Raw genomic sequence first — 18999 nt, 5'->3', positions numbered from 1 at the left:
CGCGGAGTGTGCCGGATCGAGCGTTTCTTTCCGCCGCCCGGGCCGGTCTCAGCCCTTGCCGCTGAGCAGCAGGGCCAGCAGGTCCTTCAGTTCGTTCTCGTTGAGCCGGTTGATCAGCGCCGGCGGCATCGGAGAGGCCGGCGAGGGCGCGCGACCCGTCACGCTGGCCACCGGCACCGAGGTGCGCACGGAGGGATCGAAGGGATTGGTGGCGATCGAGAACTGGCCCGCGCGCTCCTCGATCAGACGGCCGGTGATTTGCTGGCCGTCGCTGGTTTGAAAAATCTCCCACCCATACTGGTCGGAAACGGCCTTGTTCGGATCGATGATCGCCTCCGCCAGGTCACGTACCGAGAAGCGCCCGGCCACCGCGCTGAGGTCGGGACCGACCGCGCCGCCTTCGCCATCGAAGCGGTGGCAGGTGGCGCACAGCGCGGCCTGAAACATGCGTTTGCCGGCCGCCAGGTCGCGGTGGGCGAGGCCGGCATCGGCGAGCGAGACGACGTCATCGACCGTCCACGCCTGGCCCGGACCTTCCACCGGCGGCAGGTCGGCGAACAGGTTGGTGCCGGACTTTTCTTTCGCCTCCTCGAGCGACCGCTCGGCCGGCGTGCAGAGGTTCAGCGCCTCGTTTTTGAGGTCGCGCAGGAAGCCCGCGTAGCTATGCCCGCCCTTCTTGCCCAGCAGCTCGTCGAACCACGCGAAGAAGCGCCCGCGGTCGTCGGCATCCCATGGTCCGGGCACCACGCGCAGGCAGTAGATGGCGTGGATGCGGTCGGCCGAGGGGAAGTGGGCGAGCAGGTTTTCGACATCGCCGCCGTACTGCGAGTTGCGCTTGGCCAGCGCGGCCCAGTCGGGTGCGGGCTCGGGCTCGATCTGGTCGGCCCAGTCGAGCGTCTTGCGCACGATGCCCGGCGCATTCAGGTAGCACAGCATCCGGCACAGCTCGCGGTCCACGCCGCGCTCGCCCACGGGAAACACCGGCATCAGGGTCGCGGCCAGCTTCGATCGAAGTTCTTCGGAAGGCTCACCATGGCGCGCGAACTGGAGCCCGAAGGCTCGCAGCCAGTTGATCTGCTGGGCATCATCGAGCTTCGAGAAATCCATGCCCAGCAAGGCCTCGGCGAGGCCATCGCCATCCGTCGTCCGCGCCAGCGCGATGGATGCCTGGATCACCCGCCACGGGTCGCTTTCCCGCTCGAGCCGACGTTTCCACGAGCCGGGATTCCGTTTTTCCAAAGCGGTCCTCGCTTCAAAGCGCTCGACCCGGTCGGCGGAACCGAGCGCCTGCCAGGCCTGATCCACCGACGGATCCGGCACCTTGGGCGCGGCTTCGTATTTCACCGGTGAAGTATCTTCATCTCCAACATAACGGATCCGCCACAGCGCCGAGGCCAACCGCCGGCCGCCGGTCATGAAATACAGCGCGCCATCGGCCCCGATGACCGCATCGGTCAAGGGCATCCCGTTGCCGGCGAAGAACTCCTCGCTGGTCGCCCCATAGCCGGCGCCGGATTTCTCCAGATGCACCGCGTGGATCGTGGCATAGGTCCAGTCGAAGGCGAACAGCGCGCGCTGGTAGCGGGCGGGGAACTTCGCACCCTTTCCCGAGACCAGCGCGGTCGGCGAGCCGGGCCCGATATTCAACAGCGGCGGCATCGAATCCTCGTAGGACTCCGGCCATTTCCCGGTGCCGAAACGCCAGCCGAACTCCGCGCCGGGCACGACCTGGCAGATCCGCGTCGGCCGATACCACGGCATGCCCATGTCCCACTCCATGTCGGCATCATAGGTGAAAAGATCGCCCTGATCGTTAAAGGCGATCGCATAGCAATTCCGCATCCCGATTGCGCACAGCGTCCAGTCGCTGCCATCCGGTCGGAAGCGCGCGATCCAGCCGCCCGGCGCCATGCGGCCCGTGGCGTGGCCGTTCGCATCCGGGCGGCGCGGCAGCAGCTGGTCCTCCGCCCACACCCGCGGCACTTGCGAGTGCTCGAACTCGGGCGCATCGACATGATTGCCCGTGACCACATAGATGAACTGTCCGTCCGGCGACTCGCGCAGCCCGTGCATGCCGTGCTCACCGCCGGCCGGGAACTGCTTCACCAGCTCCGGCTCGCCCACCTTGCCGTCCTTCATGTCCACCCGCCACAAGCCGTTCGGCTCGTTGGCCTCCGTCGAGGTCGCCCACAGCACGCCATCCCGCCACAGCAGCCCCTGCACCCCGCGCATCGGCAGGCCGGTATCGGAAATATCGACCACGCCCTCGGAGCCCACCGTCACCTTCCACACCGTGCCGTAGTGGTCGGAGCAGAAAAGATGGCCCTCGTCATCACGCGTCATCGCCACCCACGAGCCCTCCTCCGGCGTCATCTCGTGCAGTTTTTCAAAACGAAACCCGTCCCGCAGTTGGTAGCCGGGAAAGCCGGGGACCTCGTGCATGGCTCCTTTTTCCTCCGGCTGCTCCGGCCATGCCTCCAGCGGGCGGATCCGCATGTCCTTGAAGCTGGCCTTCATCGGCCCGCCGACGTGGAGCTGCAACGCCAGGATCCCGTCCAGCGGCCGTTCCGAATCGTCCTTGTCGAAGACCTCGACCGTAATCTCGCCGTTGACCTCGTGGCGGACCTTCCGGCCGAAGGCGGTGATGCGGTAGTCGTTCCACTGGTCGAGCCGCGTGTCCTTTCGCTCCACCCCCAGCAATTCCTCGCCCTGGCCGATGATCAGGCGCTTGCCGCGGGTGCACAAAATGCCGGCCCCCCGCTCATCGTAGAGCATCCCGAGGTAGTCCGGCGCCGGATGCATGTCGCACTGGTAGCCGCCCACGCCCCACTTCACGCCCTCCGCCCGCCACGCGCGATATTGGACGCCCGAGTTCTCGCCCTCCACCTTCGCCTTGAACTCGAGCACGAAGTCACCCGGCACGTCGGTATCGAGCAGCAGGTAGGAGTTTTCCGTGATCTTCCGCTCGCCGTCATCGGTGCGGCCGACCACCACACCGTCCTCCACCGACCACAGCTTTTCATCGCCCGACCATCCGGTCAGGTCGCGGCCGTTGAACAAGGGCGTCCATTTCTCCTCGGCTCCCGCGAGAGAACTCATCACCGCCACCGCTGCCAAAATCCCGGTCAATCGCATGGCGGCCCATACGCCCCGCGGCCTCGGCCATGTTTCACCCGAGATCGATGGAGCATGCGGTGAACGCCGGAAAACCGAGGCACATTCAGGCATCCGCCTCGCGGCGGAAACACCCCGTTCACGCCGGCGCTCCCACGTTGGATGCGATTCCCTCTCTTGAATGATTGCTTCTCTGGGGTGCCATGACATGCCTCTGCTTGGTCGGTGGGTTTTTGAAGGTCTTGATGGACGCCGCGGAAAGAAACCCTGCCCGCAGGACGACTCGTGCCGAGCCGCGACCGTCTCCTCCAAAGCCGATGACTTCATGATCCGCACTCGATTCTACGGCCAGTTGGTCATCGACTTGGCAAAAGATGATTTCTCCGCAATAGCAAACCTGACCAAAAAAGTTCGGGATGAGTGAACTTTGTCTCACGCGCAGCGGAGGCCTCAAGTCACTCCAACCTCAGGGTCGCAAACAATCCTCCGCCTCGTTTCAGCCCCTCACAGACTTCTTCGGGCGAGAGCCCAGGGTTCGGCACCGACGAAGAACACGGGTAGAAGTGGATCGCGGACCACCGGGAGCAGCTCTTCCCGCGGAGCCTCGGGATGATCAATCCACGTTTCGGCATACGGCAGCGAAAAGAGTTCGAAGAGAATCCTTTTGTCGAATGACCGATGAAAATGAAAATCCCCTCGGCGCAGCCCGTAGCTCGAACGAGCAAACGAGCCGGAGCTGGAAATATCCACACCGGTCGCGAGGGTGACCGCCGGAACATTGGCGAAGAACGCACAGGATGGTCCCACCTGTTCCGCCGTCGGGAAGCGCTCCCCATCCGGCTCGGCGGCGCCGGGCGCGAGTCCTGCCAGACAAAGGAGCACGGACCAGCCGCCCGGCCGTCTCGCCTTGCCCTTTCCGCGCGTCGCCGGGCGACCTTTCATTCCCATACCCCTCCCTCCTTTTGCTGCTGAAGGCGAGCCCGGGCTTTCGGCTCGCAGGATTCCCAGGCGGGTGAGAAGCTTGCCTGGATGCATGATTGGAATCATCGACTGCGAATCCTTCTGTTTTGGACGGCTCTGACTTCCATGGGACTGAGTCATTCGCTGCGCATCTCTGAAGTCGCATTGGAGGGATCAGAGGCGACGGAAGAGATGACAGTGGAGACCGAAAAGGGCAGCGAGAAGCTGTGGGTTTGCAAGGATCCCATCGTGACGGAGAAAGACGTGGTCGATGCCTGGCCACAGGCCACCAGCGGTCAATACCAGGTGGGTATCAAACTGAGCGAGCAGGGAGGCGAACGGCTTTCCAAGGTGACCGGACAGCTCGTGGCAGGCCGTGACCGGCTCGCGGTAATCATCGACGACCAGCTGCGGATGGCACCAGTCGTCCAAAGTCAACTGGGCAGGAGTTTTGTTCTCTCCTTAAACGATGAGAACTTCTCCGAGGTCGCTGACCTGATCCAAGGAATCCTGGGTGAGAAGCCCTCTCCCCGATCCGAATCCAAAGACCTGCCTCCGCTTCCTGAGACCGCCCCCTACACCAAGGAGGAGTACCAGAACTTGAAAGCCGAGCGGGAGAAGGTCGGCCTTTTTTATCTCGATGAGCTCCCTTCAGTAGAAGAGCTGAAAGTCATGTTGGAGCCTGGCCTGAGTTACGAGGAGGTCGTTTCAAAGCTCGGTAAGCCCACGTTCACGATAGGTGACCAAAGCGAAGACGATATATCGATTTTCTATGAACTCGCTCCCGAGAAGCTGCCTTTGAACCCCGAAAGAAAGCAGCACCAGAGCGGGATCAGCATTACTTTAAAAGACCATAAATTGACGGGCTGGAGCAGTTCGTGGAGCACCGGCCAGCGCCAGCAAAGGCTCGTGAACCCGACCGAAAAAAAGCTAAAGGTGCAGATGCCTCACTTCGATTTGTTTTCAGGGGATTCGGACTGGGTCAGCGTGGTCGAGGAGACGAAGATTCCAGACCCAGAACAGGACATCACTCTTGCCGACCTTTTCGATCTGCTCTCCCTCGCTGGGACGGCCGCCCAATATCACGACCTCGGATCGAAGTCATCGATCCAAGCCGATTGTGATGTGATCGCTTTCCTCGGCCGACACCTCCGGGAAATCGCCAAGTTGCAGGGACAGGCCGTGAAGGGCCGAATTCCGTTGAAGGATTTGGACTCCGCCATCCAACCTTACCTTTTGGGTGGGAAGGAGGTCCCCGATCCTGCCGCAAAGGACTAGCTCTCACTCCCTCCAGAACCGCTCCAGCGGCACGGCGGTGATTTTCGGATCCTCCGAGAGCCGCAAAGTATGGTGACCATCGTAGAAGACGATGCCGCTCTGGAAATCCCCGCCCGCCAGCGCGGCGAGGCGTTTCAGGCCCTTGCCGTCGCTCGGCTGGAGCGTGGCCGAGGCTTTCACCTCCGCGCCCCACACCTGCTTGCCGCGGGTGATCACCACGTCCACCTCGACCTGGTCCTTGTCGCGGTAATGCCAGAAGCGCAGGTCAGGATCGGTCCAGCCGGCCTGGGCGATGAGCTGCTGCAAGACGAAGGACTCCAGCACGTGGCCGAAGCGGTCGCGCTGGAAGTTCCAGTCGCCCGCCGTCAGCCCGGTCAGCGAGCAGGCCAGGCCGCTGTCGACGAGGTGGACCTTCGGGGTTTTCACCAGCCGCTTCGCCGAGCTGCGGTGCCACGGTTGGAGCCGCCGGATGAGGAACAGCCGCTCAAGCACGGTCAGGTAGCGCTCGACGGTCTGGCGGTCGAGCCGCAGGTCGTTGGCGAGCGAAGAGGTGTTGAGCAGGCTGGCGCTCTGGTGGGCCAGGATTTCCAGCAGGCGCAGGATTTCCTGCCCGTCGCGGACGCGGACGATGTCGTGGACATCGCGGTCGATGATCGCCCGCAGGTACTGCCGGTGCCACTGCCGCGCCCGCTGGAAGGTGCGTCCGATCAGCTCGGGGTAACCGCCGCGCACGACGCGTCCGATCAGGCTGGCGGGCTCCACGCCCTCATCGCGCAGGACGTTGGGGAAGTCTTCCTGTTTCGCCAGGTTTCCGGAAAGCCAGCGCTGCAAGAGCTGACCCGGCTGGCCGTCGCGCTCGGACTCGGCGAAGGGGTGCAGGTAGATGCACTCCATCCGCCCGGCCAGCGAGTCGGCGAGGTCGGGGAGTTGCAGCAGGTTCGCGGAGCCGGTGAGCAGAAAACGCCCGGGCCGGCGGTCTTCATCGACGCTGCGCTTGATCGCCAACAGCAGCTTGGGCACGCGCTGGATCTCATCAAGCGTCACGCGGGCCGGCAGTTGGTCGATGAAACCGCCCGGATCCTTTTCGGCGATGGTGAGCAGGTTGTCGTCATCGAGCGTCATGTAGGGCCGGCCGTCGCCCTGCGAGCGGGCGAGGGTGGACTTGCCGCATTGCCGGGGCCCGAGCAGGCAGACGACCGGCGTGTCGAGCATCGCCTCGTCCATCGCCCATTGGATCGAGCGCGCCCGAACGGCCGTCCCCGGCCCTGCCATGTATCCGTCCATTTGCGGGATACAATACCGTCCAATTGCGGCATTAGCAAGCGTCCAATTGTGGCATGACACCCCGTCCAATTGCGGCATCCCATTCCACGTATTGCTGGTTTTCAGATATTTACGAACTCACTTCGGAAACTCTAATTACCTCTTTTTCTGCTCCCCGTTCTACCCTCCCGTAAAAGTGTTCACTTGAACATTTCCCTCCAGCATGATCCGCTATACCGATGGCGGTCGCGATCGAGGATCTGCGCAAGCAGCTGCGGGAAAGGTTCCCGCAGGCGCACGCGATCGTCCATCCGTCATCCTCCATCCCTTCATCCGAAGCCTTCTCTCCCGACGCCTTCCCTCCCGGAGCCATTTCGGAAGTCATAGGCTCCGGCCTCGGCATGCTGGTCGCCCACCTCCTCGGCGAACCGGAGGATCACGCCGGTTTCCCGGAATTCGTGCTCGTCGATGGCAGCGACGCCTTCGATCCCGCCTCCTTCACCGCCGATGCCTGCTCGCGTTTGCTCTGGGTCCGCTGCCGCGACGCGGAAAAGATGCTCAAGGCCGCCGACCTGCTGGTGCGCGATGGCAACGTGCCCTTCGTCCTGCTCGACACCTGCGGCATCGACCGACGCGAGCTCGCCCGGCTGCCTGCCTCGGTCTGGTGGCGCCTGAAACTCGCCGCCGAGAAAAACGCCTGCCGCCTCGTCGTCATGTCCGCCCGCCCGCAGGTCCCCTGCGCCACGCTGAGGCTGTCATTGAATCATCGCCTCGAACTCGACGACTTCGACCGCCCCCGCCGCGAACTCCGCGACCGCCTCGAAGTCACCCGCGAACGCGAACGCCGCTCCGGATAACCATCTGCGATCCCACCCATGTTCGCCGCCCTCCATCTCGTCGATCTCCCCGTCCTCGCCGCGCTGAAAACCCAGCCCGTCGCGTGGCGCCAGCCCTGCGGAGTGCTCGCGCTGCAAGAGGGCGCCATCGTCGAAAAAGTCAAACTCCCCCTCCTCGCCGTCAACGACGCCGCCCGCCGCACCGGCATCGACGCCGGCTGGCCGCTCAACCGCGCCCTCGTCCGCTGCCCCGCGCTGGTCGTCCTGCCACCCCAACCCGAGCACGAAGCCGCCCTGCTGGCGGAAATGATCGCCCACGCGGAGACCCTCACGCCCGACCTCGAGATCGCCACGCCCGACACCCTCGTGCTCGATCTTTCCCGCGCCACCGCGCGCCAGACCGGTCGCCTCGACTGGCTGGAAATGGCCGACGGCGGCGAGTTGCGCCACGTCCGCGCCGCCACCCCCGACCTCGCCACCCTCGGCGTCCGCAGCGAGGACTGCCACGGCGGCTTCGTCACGCAGGAGTCGCTGAAACCCCTGCCGCTCGCCTTGCTCGGAAACCTCCCCGGCGGGATCGAACTACTAGAGTTACTTGAGAACTGGGGCCTCCGCACCCTCGGCGACCTCATGGGCCTCCCGCGCCAGGCCCTCGCCGAGCGACTCGGCCCCGCTGCCGGCGAGTGGCACGACCTCCTCCACGAAAAAAAACGCCGCCTGCTCCGCCTCCACCGCCCGCCCGAAAGCCTCGCCCAAGAGCTCGACCTCGAACACCCGCTCGCCGAGAGCGAGCCACTCGTCTTCGCCCTCCAGCGCCTGCTCGGCCCGCTCAGCGCGCGCCTTCACGCCCGCCACGTCGCCGCCCGCGCGCTCCACCTCGGCTTCCATTTCGAGGACGGCAACGCCCTCGCCCGCACCCTCCGCCTGCCCGAGCCGCGCACCGACGCGCTCCTCGATCCCATCCGCCTCCTACTCGAAAACCTCAAGCTCCCCGCACCCGTCATCCGCCTCACCCTCGATGCCGAAACCGCCGACCCCGAGGCCGCCCAGCGCGACGCCTTCCAGCGCGAGCTCCCGCGACCCCAGCAGTGGCAGGAAACCCTCGCCCGCCTCGAAGCCCTGCTCGGCGAGGGTCAGGTCGGCATCCCCGATCCCCCCGCCGACCACCATGCCGACCACTTCCGTCTCCGCCATCCCGATGCCGCGCCTGCGGAAAACGACCACTGGCCCTCTTGCCCGGTTCCCCTCCGCCGCTTCCGGCCGCCGCACGAAGTCCACGTCGCCTTCTCCCCCGGACCTACGCCGCTCGCCGTACTTTCCGGCCCCCATCGCGGCGAGATCCTCCGCCTCCGCGGCCCCTTCCTCCACTCCGGCCGCTGGTGGGACGAAAACGACCGCTGGCGACAGATGGAATGGGACATCCAGCTCGCCACCGGCATCTACCGTCTCGTCCACCTCCCCCCCGAACGCTGGCGCATGGAAGGCGGCTACACCTGGTAAATAAATACACCATCCCATCCATCCCCCTAATCCCATCCATCCTGCTCCAATCCCCCGGCACCCCGCCTCATGCCTGCCGAACTCCACGCCCGATCCGCCTTCTCCTTCCTCCGCGGCGCCAGCCAGCCGGAAGCGATGGTCCATCGCGCCGCGGAACTCGGACTCCGCTCGATCGCCCTCGCCGACCACGACGGCTTCTACGGTTCCGCCCGCGCCCACCAAGCCGCACTCGATTGCGGCATCCGCGCCATCCCCGCCGCCACGCTCGACATCGCCGGTGCGCCCGTCCCCGTCCTCTGCGCCAACCACGAGGGATACCGTACTTTATGCCGCCACCTCACCAACGGCCACCTCGGCACCATCGTCCGGCACACCCCGCTCAATGGCGGCGGCCTCATCGCCCTCACCGGCGACCGCGAAGGCCCGGTCATGCGGAACCTCATCAAGGATGATCGCGACGCCGCCCTACGCGCCGCCGAGTCCCTCATCGACCTCTTCGGTGCGGGAAACGTTTACGTCGAGATCATGCGCCACGGCCTGCGCGACGACGGCCGGCTCATCCGCCACCTCACCGACCTCGCCGCGCATCTCAAGCTCCCGCTGCTCGCCACCAACGCGCCGCTCCACGCCACCCGCGCCGACCGCTTGCTCGCCGACGCCTTCACCTGCCTCCGCCACCACATCCCGCTCGACCAGGCCGGCCGCCTGCTCGCGCCCAATGGCGAGCGTCACCTCAAGTCGCCGAAGGACCTCGCCCGCCTCTTCGCCGACCAACCGCAGGCCCTGACGAACGTTCGCCAACTCGACGAACGCCTCCAGTTCACCCTCGCCAACCTCGGCTATCGCTTCCCCGATTTCCCCGACGAGTCCGGGAAACCGATGACCCTCCCCGACCAGACGCGCCTCCTCCGCCAGCGCAGCCTCGAAGGCGCCCGCGAAAGATACGGCAAACCTAGTAGCGAGGTTTTCGCCCAGATCGACAAGGAGATCGAGCTGATCGACCGGCTCGGCTTTTCCGGTTACTTCCTCATCGTCCAGGACATCGTCCGCTTCGCCCGCAGCCGCGGCATCCTCTGCCAGGGCCGCGGCTCGGCGGCCAATTCGGTCGTCTGCTTCGTCCTCGGCATCACGAATGTCGACGCCTTCAAGCAGCGCCTCGTCTTCGAGCGCTTCCTTTCCGAAAACCAGCGCAAGTGGCCGGACATCGACATCGACTTTCCCTCCGGCGAGCGCCGCGAGTCGGTCATCCAGTACGTCTTCCAGAAATACGGCGCCCGCGGGGCCGCCATGACCGCCAACGTCATCACCTACCGCCCGCGCTCCGCATTCCGCGAAATGTCCAAGGTCCTCGGGTTTCCGCCCTCGCTCGCCGATCGCTTTTCGACCACCGGTCATCACTCGCACCACGACGAGCACGAGGAAGAAGGCGCCGACTTCCACCGCCTCGTCCCGCCCTCGCACCCGCGCGCCGCCGCCTTGGAAAAGCTTTACCACGCGGTGCTCGGCATGCCGCGCCACCTCGGCCAGCACTCCGGCGGCATGATCATCTGCCACCGCGGTCTCGACGAAGTCGTCCCCATCGAGCCCGCCACCATGCCCGGCCGCACCATCGTCCAGTGGGACAAGGACGACTGCGAGGACCTCGGCATCGTCAAGATCGACCTCCTCGGCCTCGGCATGCTCGCCGCCATGCAGGACGCGTTTTCCATCTGCGAAAAGCGCGGCCACCTCGTCGATCCGGCCCGCATCCCGCTCGGCGATCCCAAGGTTTACGAAATGCTTCACCGCGCCGACACCGTCGGGACCTTCCAAGTCGAGTCGCGCGCGCAGATGTCCACCCTGCGCATCCTGCGGCCCAACCATTTCTACGAAGTCGCCATCCAGGTCGCCATCGTCCGCCCCGGTCCAATCGTCGGCGACCTGCTCCACCCCTACCTCCGCCGTCGCAACGGCCTCGAGCCGCCCGACTTCATCCACCCCGATTTCAAACCCGTCCTCGAGCGCACTCTGGGCGTGCCGCTGTTCCAGGAACAGGTGCTCAAGATGGCCATGCTCATCGCCGGCTTCAGTGGCGGCGAGGCCGATGACCTGCGCCGCGCGATGGCCTTCAACCGCACCGACGAGCGGATGAAAAAGGTCACCGCCAAGCTGCGCCAGCGCATGAGCGAGCGCGGCGTCGATGCCGAGGTGCAGGAAAAGGTCGTCCACTCGATCGGCAACTTCGCCCTCTACGGCTTCCCCGAGAGCCACGCGCTCGCCTTCGCGCTGATCGCCTACCACTCCTGCTGGCTCAAGGTCCATCACCCCGCCGAGTTCTACACCGGTCTCATCAACAACCAGCCGATGGGCTTCTACTCCGCCCACTCGCTGCTCCAGGATGCCAAGCGTCACGGTCTCCGTGCCCTTCCCGTCTCCTGCGTCCATAGTAGCTGGGAAACGGAGGTCATCGACGACCAAACCATCCGCCTCGGCCTCCACCGCCTGAAGGGTCTTTCCCGCGAAACGGCCGACCGCCTCCTTGCCGAGCGCGTCCGCCGCCCCTTCGCCGCCCTCGACGATTTCCTCACCCGCGCCGCCCCCAACGCCCGCGAGCGCCGCCTCCTCGCCAAGGCCGGCACCCTCAACGACCTGCCCGAAGCACTCCACCGCCGTGAGGCGCTTTGGCAGGTCGAGCTGCCCCTTCACGACGACCTCCTCAACCCCACCACTCCGCCACCGGCTGCACGGAGTTCCCCCTTCAGGGGGTCCCCCAGCCCCGGCTCCCCATTGCCCCCGATGTCCATGCCCGAACGCCTTGCCGCCGACCTCTCCACCCAGGGCCTGTCCACCGGCCCGCACCCGATGAAGCTCTGGCGACGCTCAAGTACGATGCCCCTCGTCGAGGCCCGCACCTTGCAAACGCTCCCGCACGGCAAGGTCATCGAAATCGGCGGCCTGGTCATCTGCCGCCAGCGACCGGGCACGGCCAAGGGACACTGCTTCATTTCCCTGGAGGACGAAACCGGCATCGCCAACCTCTTCGTGCCCAAGAAAACCTTCCACGAGCTGCGCCTCACCATCGTCAGCGAGCCCTTCCTCTGGGCCACCGGCCACGTCCAGATTTCCGAGGGCGACCAGCGCACGGTCTATGTCACGGACTTGAAGCCCCTCCCGCAGGCCGACAGCCGGCACATCGCCAGCTCCCATGACTTTCATTGAAGCCACTCGAGAAATCTTCCGTCCACCTCAGAGCCCATCATCCTGAACTTCTCCCCAGACCTGCGGGGCATGCATCCGGGTCACGGCCCGTTTTTCAGGAAATCAGGAAGCCGCCCCGGGCGCTCTTTACTCCAGAGCGCGCCGGTCTTCGGGAATGATCTTGAGAGCCAGGGGACCCAGCCGGGGATCGGTGCCGGGGACGATGAACACCAAGCGACGGATATCGGAGCCGGAGGGCCAGACGTTGGTGTAGAGGGTTTCCTGGGGGTTGTCGGCGGTGGCCATCCAGATCGGGTAGGATTCCTCGTCGTCGCCTTTGACGTCGACGGCCTTCCATCCCGTGGGCAGACGGAGGCGATGCTTGCCCATGGCGAGATTGAGCACCTTGGGGGTGGCATTGATGATGCGGTAGCTGCCCCAGGCGAAGGCATCCGTATTGTCGTTCAAGGCAAAGCCCCGAAGACCCGTCGGAGCCTTGGGATCGGGCAGGAGGATCACGAGCGGCCGCTTGATTCCATCACCGAGGGCGACTTTCATTTCCGCCGCCTTGCCTTCGTCGGTCAGCTTGTCAGGGGTGTTGAAAGCCAGCTCTCCCTCCGCCGGGGTCATACTGACGGCCTCGGTTCTTTTCAACGGATGAAGCCCGCTGATTTCGGTTCCGGAGGATCCGGAAAGGGCCACGATCTGCCGTGCCGCCACGTCATCGTCCCAGGCGAGAAAACGAACGTCGAGGGCATGGCAGATGCCGCAGGTGAGGAGAATGGCGAAAACCAGGCGAATCATGATGGAAGCAAATTTAGCTCTTGAGGAGATCAAGGGGTATCTGGCGGATGGAGACAATTTTAAACCTCCGGCCGAAGTTTTCATTCACGCGCGTGATTTCGTCGATGTCCGCCTCGGGCTTGTCGGTGGGGTCTACCCACTCCGGCACCCGCTGCACCACCGCCTCACAGCATGACCTGGCCTCCACCTGCTGGTTTTTTCCGAAAGCCTCACCATAAGCGCGGATCGTGAAGGTATCCGACCGCACGGAAATCACCGGTGCGATCGAGGTGAGCACGTCGGCCTGGGTAAGCCAGCCCGGCGTGCCGATGCCGGTGTCCGGGTCCGGGATGTTGCGACGTTCGGGATAGCCTGCCGGCGAAAAGCTCGCCACGGACGCCTGTTGGTTCAGGCCGGCATTGTCGATCGCCGCCTGGAGCGCGCCTTTGAGGCCTTGGTCATCGTTGGTCAGGCGCCGGTTCACAAAGTCCGCCAAGGAAAAGAACGGCCCGCGAGCACGGACTTCGTCCACGATCGACTCCGCGAGGCTCTTGATCTGGGAGTCGCTGAGTTCGCGGTAGCCGTCCCACCGGTCGTTTGCTTCACCCGTCGGCGGAGAGAGCCGGATCAGGGGGTTGGTCCGGCTGGCATCCTCGGACCCTCCGCCGACGAAGTCGATGGTCTCTCCGCGGAGGCTGGCAAGGATCGCCTCCCAGGCATCCACATTGGTGGAGTTCACATTGAACGAACCCTCCGTGAGGATGTGAGCCGCGGCGGCGGCAAAACCGCTTTTGTCGGTGAGGCGGCTGATCACTTCCTCATCGTTGAAGTCTCCTTCATAGAGGGTATTGCGCGAATTCCGCAATGGCTGGGTAAGAGGATTCTCGACCCAATCCTTCACCACTTCGTCCACATCGCGTCGCACCCTGGCCACCGTCTGATTCCAAGGATTACCGGATCCCGGCGAATTGCCGGGAGTCACCTCGGGGCCGATGGAGGAAAGGAAATATTGGTCCCACAGGGCATTGTTGATCAGGTAGGACCCGTCGTAGATGCCCAGACCCCGCGGTTTGATGCGTTCGCCCGTCGAGGCCGTCCGCAACAGCGTGCGGACGGAATTCCGGGAAACGTAGGGGGAAGCCCAGGAATTGCCGATCGAGTTCGCCGGACCGAAGGCGGTGTCCATGATGTTCGCATGCTGGAAGGACCCCATGGAAAGCGGCGGCTGCTCCGGGATGCCGAAGAAAGACAGGTGGTCCCTCCCCGCCGGGGGGGCGTTCGTCTCCCCGTAGTAGGAGCGGGTTCCATCCGGAGTGGTCTGGAAATTGAGGGCCAGGAAATCCGCCGCCTGCCTCATCGTGGACTCGTAGTGCGGCGACAATCCGGTCGCTCTTGTATCCATTCCGCTGAGAGCCCCGGTTACATAACGTTGCTGGGGATTGACGGTGTAAACGATGTCGGAAGATGGCCTGTCGGCCCCACCCTGTGAAGCCGTGCGGTGGTAGACTTCAAGCGCTCCGACCATTTGAGGGGCCCTCATCAGGCCTCTCGCAGGGTACGAGGGGGACCGGAAGGTGAAATTGTTCTGAGTTCCCGCATGAACCTGCGCGTCAAGAACCTTGTTCCATTGGGACTGAGCCGACCCATTCAGCCGGCCGGCATCCTCCACGGAGACAAAGTAGTGATAATCCCCGGCGACTTCGAAGCGCAATTCCACTCCGATGGTTTCCCGACCGGTGAAAGAAGTCTTGATGTTTGCACCATCGTTGAACGAGCCCGCCATGGAAACCGCAATACCCCCGGCGCTGTCGAGGGATCCCCCCGCGGGCTTCATTTGACAGGTAAGAGCCTGAAATTTCGCCGCCTCCGAAGCCGCAAGAGGCGTGAACATCACCGGGTCGTTGCTGGCGGGCTTGAAAACCCGGACTTCCCCGGGAGCCAAATGGACCGGCGTCGTAGTGTCGCCATCCCCCTTCTGCGTCAGAGCGAAGTAAAAGAAAGGGGTTTCCTGCCGCCCTTCGCCCTGACCTCGGTATTTTCCACCGATATAGGTGCTGAGGTGGGCACCGCCATTGGCGTCCTGACCATTGATCTGCCATTTCAAAAAGAGTGGCACGTCCATCCAAGGATAGGCAACCAGGCCGTCGGTCTCAATGGCCACATTGTAGGGATTCCACAAAGTGATTACCGGGGTGATCAGAAAGTAGAGCTTGCCTCCAATGATCGACATATTGAGGCTCATGACGAGGCGGTCCAGCACCGGCTGGATGCCCGTCTCCGTGCCGCGGGGGGCATTGTCGTTGTAGTAAGCGCTATCCACGGGACGCATCTTCGCGGTGACGTCGCCATTGGATTGGTAGAGGTGCTTGTAGGCCCGGTAGTGGGATCTCAAGGAATTGAAGGTTGGAGGAGCACCTGTCTTGTAAATATCCGTGTATGATGCGACTCGATATGCATAGTCGATGGAGATCGGGGAACCATCCGTGATCGGCTCGAAGATCGGTCGCTCTCCGTCGGGGCCGCTCTGGGAGGCGAAGGGATTGTCGACACCATTCAGGGTAGCTCGGGTGAAATCACTGTCATCCAGCTCGAAGCCGAGCGAGAGGTCCTTGCGCAGGCCACCCCGGGTCACGTCCGCCTGCACCCCGTAGGAAGACGTGGTATAACTGAAGGACCCTATGCCTTGCTTGCTGGAATCAAGACCATAGGCGGGATCGAGCACCGCCTGAGACATGCTGAGCACCCTCGCACGCCGGGTATCCCATCCATTGGTCGGTTGCTGCATCACGTCGGACAAGCCGAGATTCGGCCGGGTGGGGGCCTCGATGCCGTCGTTGTTCCGGGTGCGCTTGCGATCGCCACCCACGTTGATCTGGGCCTTGGTGGCATTCTGGGTCACGGCCCAGGCGTAGGCACCGGACTCGTCATTGACGTCGCCGATCAGAACCTTGTCGGCCTGCAGATTGAACCCATCGAGATTCTCCGAGAAAAGGAGTGCGGGATCGCTCGCCGAGCTGCCGCTGGGGTCGTAGTCCATGTCCTCCACCACCTCTCGATTCGGGGCCGAAACCAACCACTGGATGAAATTGTTGTCCCGGCGGGTGGAGTAATCCGGCGGATCGCCACTCCGGTTTTCCGAGATGTCGCTGTAATCCGACTCCCAGACGCCGACCGCGGCACTGCCCGCCGCGGGACGGGAGGAGGTTCCCGAACCCATCAGCAGCGAGGCATCCGCCGTGATCCGGCGGTCGTCACCCAAGGTCTTCTGGAGATCATTGAGAGCCAGCATCAGAGCCATCCGCGCGTTGGCATCCGCGACCTTGCGCGACTCCGCTTGGCGGCTTCCGCGGGAAACGACACTGCCGAGCGAGAGGAGACCGATGGCCAGCAACGACATCAGCACCATCATCAAGGTCACGACGACAAGGGCGAAGCCGGCCGGCACCTGGCGCTGCTTCCGGCGCGTGGGCAAATTGCGGAGCCCTGACGGGGCGGAGAGTGAGTCAACCATGCTAAAAAACTTTCCGGACGAGGCCGCGGGAGCAACCGCTGTGCCGAAATTTGCATCATACCGTTTCGCCTTCATAGTGGTTTTTCAAAGTGAGTTGCCAAGGGGAGGGACAGGCCCGGCAGCCGATCCGAGCAGGAACCCGGAATGTTTCTTTTCGGGCCATGCCTCAGAGTAGCTGCGTGACTGCAAAGTAACTACAGACCGGCAAAGTTCAATATACAAAGTAATTACATTCGAGAAAATCGGGGACCGCCATGCCCCTTTCCGCGATTCCTTCCGCTTTTTCTTGCGTCTTTTCTTTGTCCGAGCCGCCACGAAACTGAGAATTTTTCCCTAATCGGCACGTCAGGCTTGCTCCGTCGGGCGTGAATCGGAGCCTTCGGGAGACGCCACGGGAGAAAAAACGACCTGAAGCTTCATGGGTTTGGAGGAACCGGCCGGCAGTCCCCTCGGGCTTCCGGCTGGTTACTTACGACCCCCGCCTCCCTCAGGTTTAGGCGGATTTTAAAAAAGCCGGGTTTTTACGACCCCCGGCCCCGACATCCCGGACGTGCCTCTGCGGACCAAGCCGAAGAGACCCTCGTCACGACGTTCGCAAAAACGGCTCGGGACTCTCGGTCAGCAGAACTTGGCGTGCAGGATGTGCAGGCCGAGGAGATGGTTGAGAAGGGCGTCCTTGCGGACCAGCGAGGTCGCGTCGCGGTCGGCCTCGTATTCCTTGAGGAAATTCTCGACCGCATCGGCGGAAAGAATGCCGCAGCGGCTGACGGCATCGCGGTTGAGGAAGGCGTCGATGAGTTCGCGCACCTTGGCCTTCTTCTTTTCGTCGGTGTGCGCGGGCGGGGCCATGAAGGCGAACTTCTCGCGCTTGTAGAGGACTTCGGGCAGGACGCCCTTCACGGCCTCGCGCAGGACGTATTTTTCGACGTTGCCCTTGATGCGGTAGTGCGGCGGGACCTTGAAGGCGGCTTCGGCGAGGTGGTGGTCGAGGAAGGCCGGGCGGCTTTCCATCGAGTTCGCCATGTCGACGCGGTCGCCGCCCCAGTTGAGGATCTGGCCTTCGAGCTGGCACTTCGCCCAGGTGTACTGAGCGCGGTCGAGCGGGTGGCGGCCTTCCATCATCGAGCCATCGATGCGTGAGGCGATTTCCTCGATGGGATCGTAGTCCTTGAGGTGCTCGGCGACATCGGGGTCGAGCAGCGGACGGGCGAGGTCGAGGGTTTCCATCCATGGCTGGATCCATGAAGGCGTGAAGCCGCAGATGGCGTCGAAGGCCGGGTGGTGGCGCTCGTTTTCCGAAAGGATGGCACCCTTGAAGAGCGAGTTGGTTTTCTCCAGCGCGGCTTGGTATTCGGCGCGGATGTGCTCCGGCTCGTGGTCGATGCCGTGGAGGAACATGTCGCGCTTGAAGCCCGGATAGCCGGCGAAGAGCTCGTCGGAGCCCTCGCCGGTGACGACGCAGCGGTAGCCGCAGTCCCAGACACGCTTGGACATGAGGTTCTTGGCGACGCCGAGGGTGTTGTAGAAGGTGCGCTCGGCGTGCCAGACGGTGTCGATGTAGTTCTGCCCGTAGAGATCGTCGGCGGCCAGGGTGATCATTTCCTGGTCGGCCTTCATCGACTCGGCCATCTCGCGGGCAATACTGGACTCGTCGTAGTCGACGTTGTCGAAGGCGATGGTGAAGGCTTTCACCGGCGACTGCATGGCGCCGGTGGCGAGGCCGAGGATGCAGCAGGAGTCGATGCCGCCGCTGAGGTAGCAGCCGACGGGCACGTCGGCCTCGAGGCGAAGTACGACGGCTTTCGTAAGTTGCTCGCGGATGGTCTCGACGTGGTATTGCTCGTCGTCGGGCCGGTCGTGGCCGCCCTCCTCGGGGAAATCGAGGTCCCAGTACTTGATCTTCTCGATGTCGAGGCGGTCGCCCTTGCGCTTGATCCGCAGCAGGTGGCCGGGCGAGAGCGACTCGATGTTCTTGAAGGCGCTCATGCCGGGCGCGATGGTCTGCATGAGCTGGTGCAGCGCGGCCTTTTCGTCGAGCTCGGCCGGGATGTCCGGATGGGCGAGCAGCGCCTTGACCTCGGAGCCCCAGTGGATCGTATGGCCGTCCTGGATGTGGATGAAAAGCGGGCGGATGCCCCAGCGGTCGCGTACCAGAAGGAGTTCGTCCTTTTCCCGATCGTAGAGCACGAAGGCGAACTCGCCGCGGAGGTGCTGCATGAAATCGAGGCCGAACTTGCGATACAGGCCGTGGGCGATCTCGGAGTCGGACTTGGTGCCGAAGCGCTGGCCCTCGGCCATGAGGATCGAGCGGTGGCGCTTGAAGTCGTAGAACTCGCCGTTGACCGTGGAGACGAAGCGGGCGTCGAGCGAGTGGATCGGCTGGCAGCCGTGCTCGAGGTCGTTGATGGAAAGCCGGGTGTGTCCGAGGGCGAGCCCGCGGTCCTTGTCGAGCCAGGTGGTCTGGGCATCGGGGCCACGGTGAAGGATGGCCTGGAGCTGATCGTGGAGGATCGGCTCGCGGCTGTCGTTGAGAGGACGGGCTGAGAAACTACCGGCGATTCCGCACATGATGTTTAA

11 protein-coding genes are annotated in these 18999 nt (G+C 64.0%); 5 read left to right on the top strand and 6 right to left on the bottom strand.

The window, feature by feature from the left end; all coding sequences use genetic code 11:
- Positions 1 to 48: 48 nt before the first annotated feature.
- On the bottom strand, positions 49 to 3099 hold the full coding sequence (locus tag ABXH26_RS06915; RefSeq protein WP_353566346.1) for a 3-keto-alpha-glucoside-1,2-lyase-like domain-containing protein: 3051 nt from the start codon (positions 3097 to 3099) through the stop codon (positions 49 to 51).
- Between the two features lie 196 nt (positions 3100 to 3295).
- On the opposite strand from ABXH26_RS06915, the gene ABXH26_RS06910 reads away from it, so the two are divergent.
- Positions 3296 to 3538, top strand: coding sequence for a hypothetical protein (locus tag ABXH26_RS06910; RefSeq protein ID WP_353566310.1), 243 nt, complete (start codon positions 3296 to 3298; stop codon positions 3536 to 3538).
- 80 nt (positions 3539 to 3618) lie between these two features.
- Here ABXH26_RS06910 and ABXH26_RS06905 read toward each other — a convergent pair whose 3' ends face one another.
- Positions 3619 to 4161, bottom strand: a complete 543-nt coding sequence (locus ABXH26_RS06905; RefSeq protein ID WP_353566309.1) for a hypothetical protein — start codon at positions 4159 to 4161, stop codon at positions 3619 to 3621.
- On the opposite strand from ABXH26_RS06905, the gene ABXH26_RS06900 reads away from it, so the two are divergent.
- Positions 4144 to 5352: a SecDF P1 head subdomain-containing protein gene (locus tag ABXH26_RS06900; protein ID WP_353566308.1), complete on the top strand. Its 1209-nt coding sequence runs from the start codon at positions 4144 to 4146 to the stop codon at positions 5350 to 5352. The genes ABXH26_RS06905 and ABXH26_RS06900 overlap by 18 nt on opposite strands.
- Positions 5353 to 5355: 3 nt before the next feature.
- Here the strand turns inward: ABXH26_RS06900 and ABXH26_RS06895 are convergent, their stop codons facing one another.
- Positions 5356 to 6636, bottom strand: a complete 1281-nt coding sequence (locus ABXH26_RS06895; RefSeq protein ID WP_353566307.1) for an ATP-binding protein — start codon at positions 6634 to 6636, stop codon at positions 5356 to 5358.
- A gap of 218 nt (positions 6637 to 6854) precedes the next feature.
- On the opposite strand from ABXH26_RS06895, the gene ABXH26_RS06890 reads away from it, so the two are divergent.
- From ABXH26_RS06890 to ABXH26_RS06880, 3 genes are all read left to right on the top strand, one after another.
- On the top strand, positions 6855 to 7472 hold the full coding sequence (locus ABXH26_RS06890) for a hypothetical protein (RefSeq protein WP_353566306.1): 618 nt from the start codon (positions 6855 to 6857) through the stop codon (positions 7470 to 7472).
- A gap of 18 nt (positions 7473 to 7490) precedes the next feature.
- The gene (locus ABXH26_RS06885) at positions 7491 to 8951 is read left to right on the top strand and encodes a DNA polymerase Y family protein (RefSeq protein ID WP_353566305.1); all 1461 of its coding nucleotides are present in this window, start codon (positions 7491 to 7493) and stop codon (positions 8949 to 8951) included.
- Between the two features lie 69 nt (positions 8952 to 9020).
- On the top strand, positions 9021 to 12149 hold the full coding sequence (locus ABXH26_RS06880; protein ID WP_353566304.1) for an error-prone DNA polymerase: 3129 nt from the start codon (positions 9021 to 9023) through the stop codon (positions 12147 to 12149).
- A gap of 126 nt (positions 12150 to 12275) precedes the next feature.
- Here the strand turns inward: ABXH26_RS06880 and ABXH26_RS06875 are convergent, their stop codons facing one another.
- From ABXH26_RS06875 to asnB, 3 genes are all read right to left on the bottom strand, one after another.
- Positions 12276 to 12932, bottom strand: coding sequence for a hypothetical protein (locus ABXH26_RS06875; protein WP_353566303.1), 657 nt, complete (start codon positions 12930 to 12932; stop codon positions 12276 to 12278).
- A 13-nt stretch (positions 12933 to 12945) separates the two neighbouring features.
- A complete protein-coding gene (locus ABXH26_RS06870) occupies positions 12946 to 16422 on the bottom strand; it encodes a hypothetical protein (RefSeq protein WP_353566302.1) in 3477 nt (1158 codons plus the stop codon).
- Between the two features lie 618 nt (positions 16423 to 17040).
- The gene (asnB, locus tag ABXH26_RS06865; protein WP_353566301.1) at positions 17041 to 18990 is read right to left on the bottom strand and encodes an asparagine synthase (glutamine-hydrolyzing); all 1950 of its coding nucleotides are present in this window, start codon (positions 18988 to 18990) and stop codon (positions 17041 to 17043) included.
- Positions 18991 to 18999: the final 9 nt, after the last annotated feature.

This window comes from Haloferula sargassicola (assembly GCF_040362925.1).
Taxonomy (GTDB): Bacteria; Verrucomicrobiota; Verrucomicrobiia; order Verrucomicrobiales; family Akkermansiaceae; genus Haloferula; species Haloferula sargassicola.
Note: the sequence above shows the minus strand (reverse complement) of the source record. Positions and strands in the feature narration are given on the sequence as shown.

Excerpts from the sequence above, each read along its gene's own strand:
- ABXH26_RS06870 (WP_353566302.1), bottom strand. The coding sequence starts at position 16,422 with ATGGTTGACTCACTCTCCGCCCCGTCAGGGCTCCGCAATTTGCCCACG.
- asnB (WP_353566301.1), bottom strand. The coding sequence starts at position 18,990 with ATGTGCGGAATCGCCGGTAGTTTCTCAGCCCGTCCTCTCAACGACAGC.
- ABXH26_RS06905 (WP_353566309.1), bottom strand. The coding sequence starts at position 4,161 with ATGATTCCAATCATGCATCCAGGCAAGCTTCTCACCCGCCTGGGAATC.
- ABXH26_RS06890 (WP_353566306.1), top strand. The coding sequence starts at position 6,855 with ATGGCGGTCGCGATCGAGGATCTGCGCAAGCAGCTGCGGGAAAGGTTC.
- ABXH26_RS06880 (WP_353566304.1), top strand. The coding sequence starts at position 9,021 with ATGCCTGCCGAACTCCACGCCCGATCCGCCTTCTCCTTCCTCCGCGGC.
- ABXH26_RS06875 (WP_353566303.1), bottom strand. The coding sequence starts at position 12,932 with ATGATTCGCCTGGTTTTCGCCATTCTCCTCACCTGCGGCATCTGCCAT.
- ABXH26_RS06900 (WP_353566308.1), top strand. The coding sequence starts at position 4,144 with ATGCATGATTGGAATCATCGACTGCGAATCCTTCTGTTTTGGACGGCT.
- ABXH26_RS06885 (WP_353566305.1), top strand. The coding sequence starts at position 7,491 with ATGTTCGCCGCCCTCCATCTCGTCGATCTCCCCGTCCTCGCCGCGCTG.
- ABXH26_RS06910 (WP_353566310.1), top strand. The coding sequence starts at position 3,296 with ATGATTGCTTCTCTGGGGTGCCATGACATGCCTCTGCTTGGTCGGTGG.
- ABXH26_RS06915 (WP_353566346.1), bottom strand. The coding sequence starts at position 3,099 with ATGAGTTCTCTCGCGGGAGCCGAGGAGAAATGGACGCCCTTGTTCAAC.
- ABXH26_RS06895 (WP_353566307.1), bottom strand. The coding sequence starts at position 6,636 with ATGGACGGATACATGGCAGGGCCGGGGACGGCCGTTCGGGCGCGCTCG.